This is a genomic window from Actinoplanes sp. NPDC049316, from assembly GCF_040677315.1.
Taxonomy (GTDB): Bacteria; Actinomycetota; Actinomycetes; order Mycobacteriales; family Micromonosporaceae; genus Actinoplanes.
This window is the reverse complement of the sequence record NZ_JBFAQM010000024.1, coordinates 24,387-39,769: the sequence shown is the minus strand read 5'-3', so window position 1 is coordinate 39,769 and position 15,383 is coordinate 24,387. Positions and strand designations below refer to the sequence as shown.

The window sequence follows — 15,383 nt, the reverse complement described above, 5'->3', positions numbered from 1 at the left end:
AGACTTGTCCGGTGCTGATCCCCGCCGACGCCCTGCCGGACCTACCCGTGCGTACGGCCGTGCCCGAGGTGAGCGCCGCGCTGGCCGGCCGCGGCGCGGCGGTGCTCGTGGCGCCGCCGGGCACCGGCAAGACCACCGTGGTGCCGCTGACCCTGACCGGCCCCGGCGACGGCCGGGTGATCGTGGCCGAGCCCCGCCGGGTGGCCGCCCGGGCCGCGGCCCGCCGGATGGCCACGCTGCTCGGCGAGCAGGTGGGCGCCCGGGTCGGTTACACGGTCCGCGGCGACCGCAAGGTCTCCCGGGACACCCGCGTCGAGGTGGTCACCACCGGTGTCCTCGTCCGCCGCCTGCAGCGCGACCCCGAGCTGGCCGGCACGGCCACGGTGATCCTGGACGAGTGCCACGAGCGGCACCTCGACTCCGACCTCGCCCTCGCCTTCCTCGTCGAGGTCCGCGCCGCCCTGCGCCCCGACCTGCGCGTGCTCGCGACCTCCGCGACGGCCGAGGCCGGGCGCCTGTCCGAGGTGCTCGGCGACGCGCCGGTGGTCACCGCGTCCGCCGCCCTGCACCCGGTCGAGGTGCACTGGTGCCCGCCGCCGCAACCCGTCTCCCCGCCGCACGGCCTCCGGGTCGACCCGCGGCTGCTCGACCACGTCGCCGCCACGATCCGCCGCGCCCTGGCCGACGGGGACGGCGACGTCCTCGCGTTCCTGCCGGGCGCCCGCGAGATCGCGACCGTCGCCGGACTGCTCGGCGGCGCCGGGGTGCAGGTGGTCACGCTGCACGGCCGCCAGACCGGAAACGAGCAGGACGCGGCGCTGCGGCCGGGCAGCACCCGCCGGATCGTGCTCGCCACCGCGGTCGCCGAGAGCAGCCTCACCGTCCCCGGGGTCCGCGCCGTCGTCGACGCGGGCCTCAGCCGCGTGCCCCGCATGGACCACAGCCGCGGCCTGGGTGCCCTGGTGACCGTGCCGGTGTCCCGCGCGGCGGCCACCCAGCGCGCCGGACGGGCCGGACGCGAGGCGCCCGGACGCGTGTACCGCTGCTGGTCCCAGGCGCAGCACGACCGCCTCCCCGCCCAGCCGGAGCCCGAGGTGGCCACGGCCGACCTCACGTCGTTCGCGCTCGACCTGGCGCTGTGGGGACATCCCGACGGCCACGGCCTGGCCCTGCCCGACGCGCCGCCGGCCGGCGCGCTCCAGGCGGCGACGGGCACGCTGCGGGCGCTGGGCGCGATCGACGCGGCCGGCCGCGTCACGCCCCGCGGACGGCTGCTCGCCGACGCCGGCCTGCACCCGCGGCTGGCCCGGGCGCTGCTCGACGGCGCCCCGCTCGTCGGCGCCCGCCGGGCCGCCGAGATCGTCGCCCTGCTCGACGCCGACCGGCTCGCGGACGATCTGATCGCGGCCTGGCGCCGGGCCCGTTCGGGCGACGGCGCCTGGCGAACCGAGGTACGCCGGTTGTCGGCCGTCCTGGACCGGGCGGGGATCCAGGCGTCCGGCCGGCCGTCGACCGACGACCTGGCGGCGGGACTGGTCGTGGGTCTCGCGTACCCGGAAAGGGTCGCCAGGGCACGGCAGCCCGGCTCCCCGGCGTACCTGATGACCGGCGGGACCGCCGCGGAGCTGACCGGCGGCAGCGGGCTGGCGGGGACGACCTGGCTGGCCGTGGCCGACGCGGACCGGGCACCGGGCGCCCGGTCCGCGCGTATCCGCAGCGCCGCCCCGCTCGACGAGGCCGCCGCCCGCGAGGCGGCCGCGACGCTGGCCGCCACCGCGACGGAGATCGGCTGGACCGACGGCGACGTGGTGGCCCGGCGGGTGGAGCGGCTCGGCGCGATCGTCCTGGCCGAGCGGCGCCTCGACGATCCCGACCCGGCCCTGCTCCGTGCGGCGCTGCGCGAGGGGCTGCGGCGCGAAGGGCTCGGCCTGCTCACCTGGACCCGGACCGCGACGGAGGTACGGCAGCGCATGGCGTTCGCCCACGCGGCGCTCGGCGACCCGTGGCCGGACGTGTCGGACGAGGCGCTGACGGCGACGGACTGGCCGCACCTGGGCAACGCCCGCCGCCGCGCCGACCTGGCCCGCATCGACGTGGCCGCCGCCCTGCGGGAGCTGCTGCCGTGGCAGGTCGCCGGCCGCCTCGACGAGGTGGCCCCCGAACGCCTGCCGGTGCCGAGCGGTTCCCGGGTCCGCGTCGACTACACCGACCCGGCCGCGCCGGTGCTCGCGGTCAAGCTGCAGGAGACGTTCGGCTGGCAGGACACGCCGCGGCTCGCGGACGGCCGGGTGCCGGTGGTCCTGCACCTGCTCTCCCCCGCCGGGCGGCCGCTGGCGGTGACCGGCGACCTGGCGTCGTTCTGGACCGGCGCCTACCCGCAGGTGCGCGCCGAGATGCGTGGTCGCTACCCGCGCCATCCGTGGCCCGAGGACCCGTTCGCCGCCGAGCCCACGAAACGGACGAACCGCCGCTCGTCCTGAGCCGGGCCGCACCGCCCCTACAGCATCCTAGGAGGCTAGGTGTGCCGTCGATGCCGGGCCCTGCTGGGTGGGAACGCCCATCCCCCGCGCGGGCCCCGGCTGCCCGAACAGATATCCCTGGCCGAGCCGGCAGCCCAGCCCCGCCAGGGCGGCGGCCCGGGCCGGCGTCTCGATGCCCTCGGCGATCACCGCGATCTGCAGATCGGCGCAGATCCGCAGCACCGAGCGGCACAGCGCCCCGGCGCGCTCCGCGACGTCCACATCGGTCAGCGAGGAGTCGAGCTTGACGATGTCCACCGGCAGCGAGTGCAGCTGGGCCAGCGCGTTCCAGCCGCTGCCGAAGTCGTCCAGGGCCACGCGTACGCCCCGGCGGCGCAGGTGCTCCAGCACCTCCACGGCACGCGGGAGGTCCGGGATGCGCAGCGTCTCGGTGATCTCGACGACGAGCCGGGACGGGCGTACGGCGTGCCGCTCCAGCGCCTGCAGCACCGCCTCCTGCACCCCGTGCCGGCCGAGCCGGGCCGCGGAGACGTTGACGTGCACGTCGATGGGGCGCCCGTACGTGTTCGCCAGCGCCGCCGCGTCGGCACACGCCCGGTCCAGGACGAAGTCGTCGATCCCCGCGACCAGCCCGGTGCGCTCGGCGACGGTCACGAACACGTCGGGGTCGACCGGGCCCGCCTCCGGGTCGGTCCAGCGGGCGAGCGCCTCCACCGCCACGACCGCGCCGTCGGCGAGCCGCACGATCGGCTGGTAGTGCACCTCGAAGCCGTACTCGGCGGGGTCGCCGGACAGGGCGCGGGCCAGCAGGTGCGGCAGGTCGGCGTTGGGGCCGCCGTCCGCCGCCCCGGAGTAGCGGGCGAGGTCGTTCTTGCCGCGGCGCTTGCTCACGTACATGGCCGCGTCGGCGCGGCGCAGCAGCACGTCCGCCGACAGCTCCCGGTCGCCCGGCTCGGGCAGCACCAGACCCAGGCTCGCGCTGACCCCGACCGAGTGGCCGTCGAGCACGTACGGCTCCCGCAGCGCCACCAGGATCCGCCGCCCGGTCTCCTCCGCCTCCGGCCCCCGGCACTGCAGCAGCACGGCGAACTCGTCGCCGCCCAGCCGGGCCACCACGTCCTCGGGCCCGACGCAGGCGAGCAGCCGCTCGGCTACCCCGCGCAGCAGCCGGTCGCCCATGGCGTGGCCGAAGCCGTCGTTGATGAGCTTGAAGTCGTCCAGGTCGGCGAAGAGCAGGGCGACCGGAACCTCCTTGAACCGGTACGCGTCCAGCGCGAGCACCAGCCGCTCGCGGAACAGCGCCCGGTTGGCCAGGCCGGTCAGCGGATCGTGGTACGCCTGGTGGTGCAGCCGCTGGCGGCCCTCGGACACCCGCGCGAGCAGCACGGTGTTGTCCACGATGGTGAACATCTGCCGCGCCACCACGAGCCCCAGGCCCAGCCAGCCGAGATACGCCTCGTACGAGGTGAGCTGCCCGCCGGCGCCGGTGCGCACCGCGATCACGATGCCGGTGGCCACCACGGGCACGTACGGCAGCAGCAGGTGCAGCCACTCCGCGTCGGCCCGGTCGGGGGCCGCCGTCTCGCCCAGCCCGGTGTTGCTCAGCGCCGCCAGCGCCAGCAGCGCGGGCCCGGCGAGGTATCCGGCGGACTCGAGCGGACTCAGCCCGCCGGCGTCGAGGCGCAGCAGCCGCAGGGTGTCGGAACAGCCCAGCGCGGCCATGGCCAGCACCATGAGCCGCAGCGGCACCCGTCCGGCGCGTGACGAGGGGCGGGTGGTGAGCAGCAGCAGCCCCGCGACGACGATCACCAGGTCCACGACCGGGTACGCCGCGGCCACCCCCACCACCACGGGGTGGCGCCCGGCCTCGTCCACGAGCCACCCGGGCACGGCGGACCAGACGAGCGCGAGCAGCGAGCCGCCGATCAGCACGCTGTCGATGAGCAGGACGACCCGGTCGCGGCGCAGCGAGGACTGCGCGGGCCGGGGCAGCGCCATCGAGCCGGCCAGCAGCGCCGCGAGGGTGAACAGCGGCAGCGTCAGGAAGCCGATGTCGACGATCGTGACGGTCGTGTCCCGCCCCGGCCCGGCGACATCGCGGACGGTCCACCACAACCGGGCCAGCGCCCACGTGGCCAGCCCCACGCCGAGCAGCACCCGCCAGCGGGCACGCGGCCCGGCCCGGTCGCGGGCGGCGGCGAAGCACCCGTACGCGGCCAGCGTCCCGGCCGCGAACTGGGCGGCGTGACCGTAGAGCCGCTGACCGGCGCCGGGTGGCACGGCGTACGCGCCGACGGCCGTGACGGCGGCGACGAGCGCCAGCGCCACGACCAACCGCACGGACAGCCGTCCCGTCGTCATCACCACCCGCTGCGCACCGTCCCGATCGCGCCACCCCCACCGGTGCACGACCGCAGTAAGGTACCGCAGCCGCGGCCACCTGCGAGAAGGTGCGCCGTGCGGGTGCGAGCCGGGCTCAGCCCTCGAGCGTGAGATCGGCGACGATCACCGTGACGTTGTCCGGGCCGCCGCCCTGCAGCGCGAGGTCGACCAGGCGCTCGGCGCAGTTCTGCGGGCCGTCACAGGCCAGCAGCTCGGCCTCGATGCGCTCGGCCGGGACGACGGTGGTGAGGCCGTCGCTGCACAGCAGCCACCGGTCGCCGGGCTCGGGCTCCACGATCACGTACGACGGGCTCACCGGCTCGCCCTGCAGCGCCTGGGTCACCACGGCCCGCCGCGGGTGGCTGCCCGCCTCCTCGGGCCGGATCAGCCCCTGGTCGACCAGCATCTGGACGTACGTGTCGTCCTTGGTCAGCTGGTTGAGCCGGCCGTCGCGCAGCAGGTAGGCCCGGCTGTCGCCGACGTGGGCGAGGGCGGCCCGGTCGCCGGAGAAGATCACGGCGGTGAGCGTGGTGCCCATGCCCTGCAACGCCGCGTCACCGGCGACGGTCTCGGCGATCCGCCCGTTCGCCACCTCGAGGGCCTTGTGCAGCGCGTCCATCTGGTGGTCGTTGTCGATCGGCACGTCGAGCGACGCCATGGCCTCGACGGCGATGCGGCTCGCCACGTCACCGGCGGCCATTCCGCCCATGCCGTCCGCCACGACCAGCAACCGGTCACCGGCGTAGTAGCAGTCCTGATTGCTGCTTCGCACGTGGCCTCTATCGGTGACGGCTGCCCACCGCAGGTGCAAGGTCATGGCGTGCAGCCTGCCAGGTCGGGTCCAGCCTGTCTGCAGGTGGTCGGCGGCACGCCGCCACAACTGCCCGCCAACTGCGAAAAAGGGTACGTCAACCGGAGTTCAGCGGGCGGCCCAGGCAGCGCGGGTCGACGTCGGTCACCGGCCGGGTCGGCGCGGCCCACCCCAGCGCCGACTGGTCGACGGGCCATCCGCGTACGGTGATCCGGCTCTGCTGGGGGCGTACCGGCTCGGGGCACAGGGTCTTGGAGAGCACCTGCGCGTTCGGGATGAACACCACCTCGCCGCCGCGCCGCAGCATCGTGGTGGCCGTGTCGTCGACGGTGATCAGCTGCCCGCGGACGACCTGCACCGGCGTATCGCCGTCCCGGATCTCGACGGCGCTGTTCGGCAGCACCGGCGCCCGCAGGAACACCACGCCGACGACGAACGGGGCGACCAGCGCGGCGCCCACGGCCGGCCAGTGCGTGGCCAGGCGGGCGGCTCGCGCCGGCACCGGCCCGGTGAGCAGCCACCCGAGCAGCGGCGGCACCCCCAGCAGGATCGCCGTGCCGGCCTCTCCCGCGGACAGGGCCATCCGGATGCCGGGCCAGACCCACAGCAGCTCCAGCAGGCCGAGCGCGATCGGCACGACCAGGGTGGCGACCAGCAGTGGCCGGTGCCCGTCCGGATAGCGCTGCACGGCGGTCAGCCCCAGGATCGCCACCACGAGCATCAGCAGGGTGGGCAGCATGCGCATCTGCCACGTGAAGCCGGCGAGACCCACGGCCAGCGCCACCACCCAGTCGGGCATCCGCAGGGCGGTCAGCGCCAGCAGGGACCGCCGGGCGGCGTCGTCCGGGTCGGGCGCGCTGACGAGCAGCAGGCCGCCGAGCGTACGCAGCACCAGGACCACCGCCGGCACGGCCCAGATCAGCGTGATGACCAGCGCGCTGATCATGCCCAGCGGGCTGATGTACTGCACCAGCAACAGCATCGTGGGCAGGTCCTGGCGGCTCAGGTACCACAGCCGGAGCACGAGCAGCACCAGAGGGAACGCCGGCAGAGCGGTGAGCAGCCAGTTCAGCTGGGCCCGGCGCAGGCGCGGCCGGCGGTCGACGACCTGCACGCCGTTCACGGGGCGAGCTCCTCCCAGGGCAGCTCCCGGATGTCGGGCCGCGCGGTGAACGGCTGCTGCGGGCGCGCGAGCGGGACCGGCTTCCTCTCCGGGTCCACGTTCGCGGGGAGCTCCGGCCGGATGTTGTTCTGGTAGGCCAGCTCCCAGCGCGAGTCCTTCGGATCGGCGTATGAGCGGTAGAGGGTGAGGTCGACGAGCTTCTTCAGCGCCACGTTGTCGCCGACGCTGACCCCCCACGCCTCGGTCTTGTCATAGCCGAGATCCCAGTGGTCGTACCGGTCCGGGAACTTCGCCTTGTACCCGCCGAGGATCGCGGCGTCGGTGCTCACCGCGTCGACCGCTCCCCTGTCCAGCTCGGTGAAGCACTGCGACACCCGGTTACGCCCGATCAGCTTCGCGCCGGAGGCGGCGGCGGTCACCGCGCTGGTCGAGGCCGACAATGTGCACACCTTCTTGTCGCGGAACTCCTCGAGGCTGGCCACCTTGGCGTGACCCTTGAGAGTGATCACCGACTGCTCGGTGTGCAGATACGACTGGGAGAACATGACGTTGGGCTCGGCCTCGCGGTCCTCGGTGATGCTGTAGCTGGCGATCACCATCTTCACCGGCACGGGCTCGCCCTTGAGATTCGTGGCCTCCATCCGGGCCCGGTCCTCGCTCTCGATGCCGAAGAACTGCACCTCGTCGCGGCGGAAGCCAAGATCCTCGGCGATCATGTACGCGATGTCGATGTCGAACCCGCTCCAGCTGCCGTCCGGATTGCGGTACGCGACCCCCGGCTGGTCGTCCTTGACCCCGATCGGCAGGGTCGGCCATTCGTCGATGCCGGCCGCGCGCCGCAGGTCCTCGACCGACGACGGCCCCACGTGGAACAGCCGCACCCACGAGAACCCGACCACCAGCACGATCAGCATGCCGACGGCCGCCAGCCGCCACGGCGCGAGTGAGGCGCCCCACGTCCGCACCACCTCGTCGGGGCGGGCGAACGTGCGCCGCAGCCGGGTCAGCGCCCGTTCGCCGCGGCGCTCCCGGGGACCCAGCGAGCGCCGCGGCACCCCGCGCTGCCGTGGTGGCCGGCGCACGACCACCTTACGGACCGCCGCCGCCTGCTCCTGCGCGGCGTCCCCGCCCGCCGCTTCGCCGCGGCCGTCGCCGGCGCGCGCGTCGTCCATCGTCGACACAGAACTCCCGTCCCCGTTCCAAGCGACGACCATCGTGCCGGAGCAAGGTCACGGAACGGGATCCGCGGTCCCGTACGCGACACCCGGCCGGCATCGGCGCAGCCGCCCGGCGGTGAGCCACAGCCCCCGGCGGGTGCCGTACCGCCGGACCGCCTCCAGGCCGTACGCGCTGCAGGTGGGCGTGTACCGGCAGCGGGTGGGCAGCCGCGGCGACACCCGGCGGTAGCCCCGGATGGCGGCGCTCACCACCCGCGCCGACCCGGAGCCGGGCGCCTCGCCGGGACGGCCGAACCGGGCGAACACCAGCAGAAGCGAACTGATCAGACCGAAGTCGCAGAACGGGAGATCGCAGACATCGCAGATGCTGCAGTCACAGCTGTCGTACCACTTGTTGCGCTTGCTGCGCTTTTTCCGCCCCCACATGGTGACCATGGTGGCGCATGGCCGCGAGAACTTCGGGTACCCCCGCGCGCATGAGGATCGGGCGTGCTGTCGTGGCGGCCGGCGTAGTCGCCGTCGGGGTTCGGATCGCGCACTCGCGGAACCGACGGTTCCTGCATCCGGACGGCCGGTCGTTCACCGGCGAGCTCGAGGTCTGGGGCCTGGGCACGCCGGCCGGCGCCGCGCTGCTGGACCGCCCGGGCCGGCACCCGGTGACGCTGCGGATCTCCAAGGGCGCCGGCACCCCGCCGGGCTACCCGGACGTGCTCGGCGTCGCGGTGCGGGTGCACGGGCCTGTCGCGGGTCACCGATGCGACCTGCTGTTCTCGACGGCGGGGCGGGGCCGGTGGCTGCGGCACGTGCCCACGCCGCGCCGCACCTTCGACACCACGTACGGCACGATCGTGGCGTACCGCACGGACACGGGCCGCAAGCTGTACCTCAGCGTCCAGCCGGACCTCGACGGCGCCGCTCTCGGCCGTACGCTCGAATCGGTCGTGGCCGCGGCGGCCGGCGACGGCGCGCAGCTGTTGCTCGGCGTGGCCGACGGCGACGCGGCGGTCCGGCTCTTCGGCCGGGTGCGGTTCGGGCAGGAGCTCGCCGCCCGGACCGACGCCGAGCCGGCCTTCGACCCGGTCCGCAACGCGCCGCGCGACCTGCACCCCAGCGGCTTCATCCACGCCTCGCGGGCGGTGGCGTACCGGGCCGGGCAGAAATGGCGCGGTGCGCGCCCCGCGGACTCGAACCCGGCCGCGGTGGCACGCACCAGCGCGCACAAGTAGCTACCGCGCGAAGACCACCGCGGCGGTCTCGGCGGGGAGCTCGATCCGGTCGCGCTGCAGCACCACGCCCTGCTCCGTGGCCAGCAGGACCTTGCTCGGCACCGAGCGCAGGCTCACGGTCTGCGGCACGCTCGCCAGGTTGGCCGCCACGATGCAGCGGCCGCGGCGCATGACCACGTGCTGGTCGCCGTGCCAGACCTCGACCCGGTCGAGGCGCGGGTCCGACAGGTCGGCATGCTCGCGGCGCAGCGCGATCAGCCGCTTGTGCAGATCGAGGATCTCCGCGTGGCCGGGCTTGTCGCGCTCCGACCAGTCCAGCTTGGAGCGTTCGAACGTCGCCGGGTCCTGCGGGTCCGGCACCTCCGCCTCGGCCCACCCGTGCTCGGCGAACTCCCGCCGGCGCCCGGTCTGCACCGCCTCGGCCAGCTCCGGCTCGGGGTGGCTGGTGAAGAACTGCCACGGGTTGCTCGCCGCCCATTCCTCGCCCATGAACAGCATGGGCGTGAACGGCGAGGTCAGCAGCAGGGTGGCGCCCACCCGGAGCAGACCCGGCGACAGGGTCGCCGAGAGCCGGTCGCCGACCGCGCGGTTGCCGATCTGGTCGTGGTTCTGCAGGTACGCGACGAAGCGGTACCCCGGAACCCGCGCGCGGTCCACCGGCCGGCCGTGGTGGCGCCGGCGGAAGCTCGACCACGTGTTCGCGTGGAAGAACGCCCCGGTCAGCACCGTCTCCAGGCATTCCAGCGAGCCGAAGTCGCCGTAGTAGCCCTGCCGCTCGCCGGTCAGCAGCGCGTGCAGGGCGTGGTGCACGTCGTCGTCCCACTGCGCCTGCAGGCCGTACCCGCCGGCCTCCCGCGGGGTGATCAGCGTGGGGTCGTTGAGGTCGGACTCCGCGATCAGCGACAGCGGCCGGCCCAGGTGCGTCGACAGGCTCTCCACCTCGGCGGCGATCTGCTCGAGCAGGTGCACCGCGTTGTGGTCGACCAGGGCGTGCACGGCGTCCAGGCGCAGCCCGTCGATGTGGTAGTCGCGCAGCCACGCCAGGACGCTGTCGATGATGTAGCGGCGTACCTCGTCGGAGAGCGGGCCGTCCAGGTTGACCGAGGCGCCCCACGGGTTGGCGCCGGCCGCGCTCAGGTACGGCGCGAACATCGGCGCGTACGCCCCGCTGGGCCCGAAGTGGTTGTAGACCACGTCCAGCACGACGCCGAGACCCTTGCGGTGCGCGGCGTCGACGAAGCGCTTCAGGCCGTCCGGGCCGCCGTACGCCTCGTGCGGCGCGTACCAGCAGACGCCGTCGTAGCCCCAGTTGTGCTCGCCGTTGAAGGAGTTCACCGGCAGCAGCTCGACCAGGTCGACGCCCAGCTCGACCAGGTGGTCCAGCCGCTCGATGGCGGCGTCGAACGTGCCCTCCGGCGTGAACGTGCCGACGTGCAGCTCGTACAGGACCGAACCGGGCAGCTGACGGCCCGTCCAGGCGCCGTCCGACCACGCGAAGGCCGAGTGGTCGTAGACGCGGCTGGGGCCGTGCACGCCCTCAGGCTGCCACCGCGACCGCGGGTCGGGAAGCGGAGTGTCGTGTTCCGGCAGCACGTACGCGTAGTCGGTGCCGTGACCGGCCCCGGGCACCTCGAGGCGCCACCACCCGTCGTCGCCGCGTTCCATGTCGCGATCAACCCCGTCGATGCGCAGTTTGACGGTCTTCTCGGGGACCCATACCTCGAAGAGACTCATGCTCACTCTTTCACCAGCAGGGCGACGGGGTACGTGCGCAGCAGCTCGGCCACCGACAGACGGTTGCCGCCGTAACTGGTGTTCGTGAAGACTTCCGTCCACGTGTGGCCGTCGAGTGTCAGGGCGGTGTCGTGCCAGCCGCCGTGGCGTGACAATCCGACGGGCAGGCGGGTCGCGACCGCCACCACGCCGCCGCGGTCGAAGGCCAGCACGTGCTCGGCGACCCGCCCCTCGGCGTAGACCGGCCGGTACGCGCCGAACAGCTCCGGGCGCTGCCGGCGCAGGCGCAGGGTCCGGCTGGTGACGAGCAGCTTGGCGGCGCCGGTCGCGTCGACCGGCGGCTGCCAGCCGTCGTCGAGGCGGGCCAGCATCTCACGGCGGGCGCCGAAGTCGACCGGCCGCCGGTTGTCCGGGTCGACCAGCGAGAAGTCCCACAGCTCGGTGCCCTGGTAGACGTCCGGCACGCCGGGCATGGTCAGCTGCACCAGCTTCTGCCCGAGCGAGTTCGACCAGCCGGGCTCGGTGATCGACTCGGCGAAGCGGGAGACCTCGGCATGCAGCTGCGGGTCGTCGTAGATGCGGTCGACCATCTGCCGCAGCGCGTTCTCGAACTTCTCGTCCGGGCGGGTCCAGGAAGTGCCGACGCCGCTCTCGCGGGCCGACTTCAACGCGTACGCGTGCAGCCGCTCGCGGTCCAGCGGCCAGGCGCCGACGGCGGCCTGCCAGATCAGGTGGGCCAGGGCCGGGTCGGGCAGCGGCGCCGCCCGCACCCAGCGGCGGACGACCTCGGTCCAGTCGCCGGGCAGCTCGGACAGGACGGCCAGCCGCGCGCGGACGTCCTCGCTGCGCTTGGTGTCGTGGGTGGAGAGCGAGGTCATGCCCGCCGGCCACCGTCGCTGGCGGTCGTGGGTGATGTTGTGGAACTCGTCGAGGTTCACGCCGAACTTCGACGGGTCGTTGCCCACCTCGTTGCGGGCGGTGAAGCGGGTGTAGCGGTAGAACGCGGTGTCCTCGACGCCCTTGGCCATCACCGCGCCGGTGTACTGCTGGAACCGCTGCGCCAGCTCGTCGGACGGGTTGCGCAGCCGGGCGGTGACCTGGTCGAGCGCCGGGATCAGCCCGGGGCGCCGGCGACCCGCCTCGGAGCGCGCCCTGGCCAGGTGCCGGGCGCCGAAGGGCAGGTACGAGCGGTAGACGGGGAAGCAGGCCGCCAGCTCCGCCAGGGCCTCCCCCGCGCGCTCGACCTCCGGGACCAACCGGCACATGCGGGCGTTCTCGGCGGCCAGCTGCGTGGTGGCGAGGTGGTACTTGGTCTGGTGAACCAGGTCGTGCCAGCTGGTCTCGCCGCCGGTCAGGTGGTGGTCGAGGGTGTCGAAGAACGCCTCGGTGGTGGCGTCGACGAACACGCCGCAGACGTCGGCCATCGCGTCGTAGCCGGTGGTGCCGGCGACCGGCCAGTCGGGCATCTCCTCCCCCGGCTCGAGGATCTTCTCGACCACCAGCCAGGCGTCGGGCGCGGCCTCGTGCAGCCGCTGCAGGTAGCCGCCCGGGTCGCGCAGGCCGTCCGGGTGGTCGACGCGCAGGCCCTGCACGGCGCCCTCGGCGTACCAGCGCAGGATCTCGCGGTGGGTGACGTCGAAGACCTCCGGGTCCTCCACGCGCAGCCCGGCCAGGTCGACGATCGCGAAGAAGCGGCGGTAGTTCAGCTCGGCGTCGCCGCGGGTCCAGTCGACCAGCTCGTAGTGCTGCCGGTCGTGCACCTCCCGCGGCGTCCCCTCGCCCGTGCCGTCCGCGATCGGGTACCGCTTGTCGAAGTAGCGCAGCTCGCCGTCCTCGACCCGCAGCTGGTCCAGGGCGTCCGGCTCGTCGGCGAGCACCGGGATCAGCAGCCGGCCGCGCGACCAGTCGATGTCGTAGAACTTCGCGTACGGCGAGTCCTGGCCGTTCTTCAGCACGTCCCACCACGTCGGGTTGGCGGCCGGCACCGCCACGCCCGCGTGGTTGGGCACGATGTCGACGACGAGCCCGAGTCCCGCCGCGTCCAGGGCGGCCTTCAGCGCCAGCCGGCCCTCTTCGCCACCCAGGGCCGGGTTGGCCTTGGTGTGGTCGACCACGTCGTAGCTGTGCTCGGAGTCGGGCACAGCGGTCAGGATCGGCGCCGTGTAGAGGTGGCTGACCCCCAGGTCCGCCAGGTAGTCGGCGAGCTCGGCGGTGTCCTTGAAGCCGAAGTCGGGACGGATCTGGACGCGATAGGTGCCAGAGGGCTGGTTGGCGTGGGGCATTACACCTTCCTGTCCAACACGATGAGCGAGCGGTCCGGCACCAGGATGGTGTTGCCGGCCTCCACCACGGGCGAGCGGTCGGGCGACGGTTCGGCCGTCTCGATGACCACTTCCCACTTCTCACCGTATTCAGTCGGTGGCGTGGCGAATTCGATGGGCGCATCGTGGGCGTTGAAGAACAACAGGAACGAGCTGTCGACGTGGCGCTGGCCGTACTGCCCGCGCTCGCGGATGCCCTCGCCGTTGACGAACAGGGCGACCGCGCGGCCGAAGTCGTTGCCCCAGTCGTCACCGGCCATCTGGCGGCCGTCGGGGGTGAACCACTCGAGGTCCGGCAGCGGGTCGCCGCCGCCGCGGGCGGTCACCGGCAGGCCGGTGAAGAACCGCCGGCGCTGGAACACCTGGTGCCGGTGGCGGAAGGCGACGAGCTTGCGGGTGAACTCCAGCAGCGTCTCGTCGGCGTTCTCCCAGTCGATCCAGCTCAGCTCGTTGTCCTGGCAGTACGCGTTGTTGTTGCCCTGCTGGGTGCGGCCGAGCTCGTCGCCGTGCGAGATCATCGGCACGCCCTGGCTGAGCATCAGCGTGGCCAGGAAGTTGCGCCGCTGCTTGGCCCGCAGCGCGAGCACGGCCTTGTCGTCGGCCGGGCCCTCCACGCCGCAGTTCCAGGACCGGTTGTGGCCCTCGCCGTCGCGGTTCTCCTCGCCGTTGGCCTCGTTGTGCTTGTCGTTGTACGAGACCAGGTCGTTGAGCGTGAACCCGTCGTGCGCGGTCACGAAGTTGATCGAGTGGAACGGCTTGCGGCCGTCGTCCTGGTAGAGGTCGGCCGACCCGGTGATGCGGCTGGCGAACTCGGCCAGCGTCGCCGGCTCGCCGCGCCAGAAGTCGCGGACGGTGTCGCGGTACTTGCCGTTCCACTCCGTCCAGTTCGGCGGGAAGTTGCCGACCTGGTAGCCGCCCGGGCCGACGTCCCACGGCTCGGCGATGAGCTTGACCTGGCCGACCACCGGGTCCTGCTGCACCACCTCGAAGAAGGTGGAGAGCCGGTCGACGTCGTAGAACTCGCGGGCCAGCGTCGACGCGAGGTCGAAGCGGAAGCCGTCCACGTGCATCTCGGTGACCCAGTACCGCAGCGAATCCATGATCAGCTGGAGGCTCTGCGGGCTGCGGACGTTGAGGCTGTTCCCCGTGCCCGTGTAGTCCATGTAGAAGTTGGGCTGGTCGTCGACGAGCCGGTAGTAGGTCCGGTTGTCGATGCCCTTCAGGCTCATCGTCGGGCCGAGGTGGTTGCCCTCCGCCGTGTGGTTGTAGACGACGTCGAGGATGACCTCCATGCCGGCCGCGTGCAGCGCCTTGACCATGCCCCGGAACTCCTGGGTCTGCTGGCCGAGCGAGCCCATCGCCGAGTAGCCGTGGTACGGCGCGAAGAACCCGAGCGTGTTGTAGCCCCAGTAGTTGCGCAGCCCCAGGTCGGCGAGCCGGTTGTCGTGCACGAACTGGTGCACCGGCATCAGCTCGACCGCGGTGACGCCCAGCTTCGCCAGGTGCTCGATCACCGCGGGGTGGCCGATCGCCGCGTACGTGCCGCGCATGTCCTTGGGCACGTCGGGGTGGCGCTCGGTGAGTCCCTTGACGTGCGTCTCGTAGATCACCGAGTGGTGGTACGGGATGTCCGGCCGCCGGTCGTTGCCCCAGTCGAAGTACGGGTTCACGACCACGCCCTTGGCCATGTGCGGCGCGGAGTCGAGGTCGGACATGTGGTCGGGGTTGTCGAAGTCGTACGCGTACAGGCTCGGGTGCCAGTCGATGTCCGAGTCGACCGCGCGCGCGTACGGGTCCAGCAGCAGCTTGTGCGGGTTGCACCGCAGGCCCCGCGACGGGTCGTACGGGCCGTACACGCGGTAGCCGTACCGCTGCCCCGGCTCGACCCCCGGCAGATAGGCGTGCCACACGAAGGCGTCCTGCTCGTGCAACTGGACCTTGCGCTCGTTGCCCGACGCGTCGAACAGGCAGAGCTCGACCGCCTCGGCGACCTCGGAGAAGATCGCGAAGTTCGTGCCCGTGCCGTCGTACGTCGCGCCCAGTGGATACCGGTGACCCGGCCACACCTGCATCTGTTGCTCCCACCCTCGGCCGTCGATGCCCGCGGTCGTGAGGGTCCTCGCCGCGG

At 73.3% G+C, this 15,383-nt stretch carries 10 protein-coding genes; 2 read left to right on the top strand and 8 right to left on the bottom strand.

Features of this window, described 5'->3' with window-relative positions; translation table 11 throughout:
* The first annotated feature begins 17 nt into the window (after window positions 1-17).
* Window positions 18-2,480, top strand: a complete 2,463-nt coding sequence (hrpB, locus tag AB0K03_RS29285; RefSeq protein ID WP_364691399.1) for an ATP-dependent helicase HrpB — start codon at window positions 18-20, stop codon at window positions 2,478-2,480.
* 27 nt (window positions 2,481-2,507) lie between these two features.
* On the opposite strand, the gene AB0K03_RS29280 is transcribed toward hrpB, so the two are convergent.
* The 5 genes from AB0K03_RS29280 to yidD all read right to left on the bottom strand — a co-directional run bounded on the left by AB0K03_RS29280 (window position 2,508) and on the right by yidD (window position 8,400).
* Window positions 2,508-4,841, bottom strand: coding sequence for an EAL domain-containing protein (locus tag AB0K03_RS29280; protein ID WP_364691396.1), 2,334 nt, complete (start codon window positions 4,839-4,841; stop codon window positions 2,508-2,510).
* Between the two features lie 115 nt (window positions 4,842-4,956).
* The gene (locus tag AB0K03_RS29275) at window positions 4,957-5,634 is read right to left on the bottom strand and encodes a protein phosphatase 2C domain-containing protein (RefSeq protein ID WP_364691136.1); all 678 of its coding nucleotides are present in this window, start codon (window positions 5,632-5,634) and stop codon (window positions 4,957-4,959) included.
* A 136-nt stretch (window positions 5,635-5,770) separates the two neighbouring features.
* Window positions 5,771-6,796: a hypothetical protein gene (locus tag AB0K03_RS29270; RefSeq protein WP_364691133.1), complete on the bottom strand. Its 1,026-nt coding sequence runs from the start codon at window positions 6,794-6,796 to the stop codon at window positions 5,771-5,773.
* Window positions 6,793-7,968: a transporter substrate-binding domain-containing protein gene (locus AB0K03_RS29265; protein WP_364691130.1), complete on the bottom strand. Its 1,176-nt coding sequence runs from the start codon at window positions 7,966-7,968 to the stop codon at window positions 6,793-6,795. The genes AB0K03_RS29270 and AB0K03_RS29265 overlap by 4 nt, the downstream gene beginning before the upstream one ends.
* Before the next feature lie 57 nt (window positions 7,969-8,025).
* Entirely contained in the window at window positions 8,026-8,400 is a 375-nt protein-coding gene (gene yidD / locus AB0K03_RS29260) for a membrane protein insertion efficiency factor YidD (RefSeq protein WP_364691127.1), read from the bottom strand.
* A gap of 50 nt (window positions 8,401-8,450) precedes the next feature.
* Here yidD and AB0K03_RS29255 point away from each other — a divergent pair, with 50 nt between their 5' ends.
* On the top strand, window positions 8,451-9,200 hold the full coding sequence (locus tag AB0K03_RS29255; RefSeq protein WP_364691124.1) for a hypothetical protein: 750 nt from the start codon (window positions 8,451-8,453) through the stop codon (window positions 9,198-9,200).
* Here the strand turns inward: AB0K03_RS29255 and treZ are convergent, their stop codons facing one another.
* The 3 genes from treZ to glgX are packed head-to-tail and all read right to left on the bottom strand — an operon-like array spanning window position 9,201 to window position 15,327.
* A complete protein-coding gene (gene treZ / locus AB0K03_RS29250) occupies window positions 9,201-10,934 on the bottom strand; it encodes a malto-oligosyltrehalose trehalohydrolase (RefSeq protein WP_364691121.1) in 1,734 nt (577 codons plus the stop codon).
* 2 nt (window positions 10,935-10,936) lie between these two features.
* Window positions 10,937-13,216, bottom strand: a complete 2,280-nt coding sequence (gene treY / locus AB0K03_RS29245; RefSeq protein WP_364691118.1) for a malto-oligosyltrehalose synthase — start codon at window positions 13,214-13,216, stop codon at window positions 10,937-10,939.
* Window positions 13,216-15,327, bottom strand: coding sequence for a glycogen debranching protein GlgX (gene glgX, locus AB0K03_RS29240; RefSeq protein ID WP_364691115.1), 2,112 nt, complete (start codon window positions 15,325-15,327; stop codon window positions 13,216-13,218). The genes treY and glgX overlap by 1 nt, the downstream gene beginning before the upstream one ends.
* Between the last annotated feature and the right edge of the window lie 56 nt (window positions 15,328-15,383).

Excerpts from the sequence above, each read along its gene's own strand:
- yidD (WP_364691127.1), bottom strand. The coding sequence starts at position 8,400 with ATGTGGGGGCGGAAAAAGCGCAGCAAGCGCAACAAGTGGTACGACAGC.
- AB0K03_RS29265 (WP_364691130.1), bottom strand. The coding sequence starts at position 7,968 with ATGGACGACGCGCGCGCCGGCGACGGCCGCGGCGAAGCGGCGGGCGGG.
- glgX (WP_364691115.1), bottom strand. The coding sequence starts at position 15,327 with ATGCAGGTGTGGCCGGGTCACCGGTATCCACTGGGCGCGACGTACGAC.
- AB0K03_RS29255 (WP_364691124.1), top strand. The coding sequence starts at position 8,451 with ATGAGGATCGGGCGTGCTGTCGTGGCGGCCGGCGTAGTCGCCGTCGGG.
- treZ (WP_364691121.1), bottom strand. The coding sequence starts at position 10,934 with ATGAGTCTCTTCGAGGTATGGGTCCCCGAGAAGACCGTCAAACTGCGC.
- treY (WP_364691118.1), bottom strand. The coding sequence starts at position 13,216 with ATGCCCCACGCCAACCAGCCCTCTGGCACCTATCGCGTCCAGATCCGT.
- AB0K03_RS29280 (WP_364691396.1), bottom strand. The coding sequence starts at position 4,841 with ATGACGACGGGACGGCTGTCCGTGCGGTTGGTCGTGGCGCTGGCGCTC.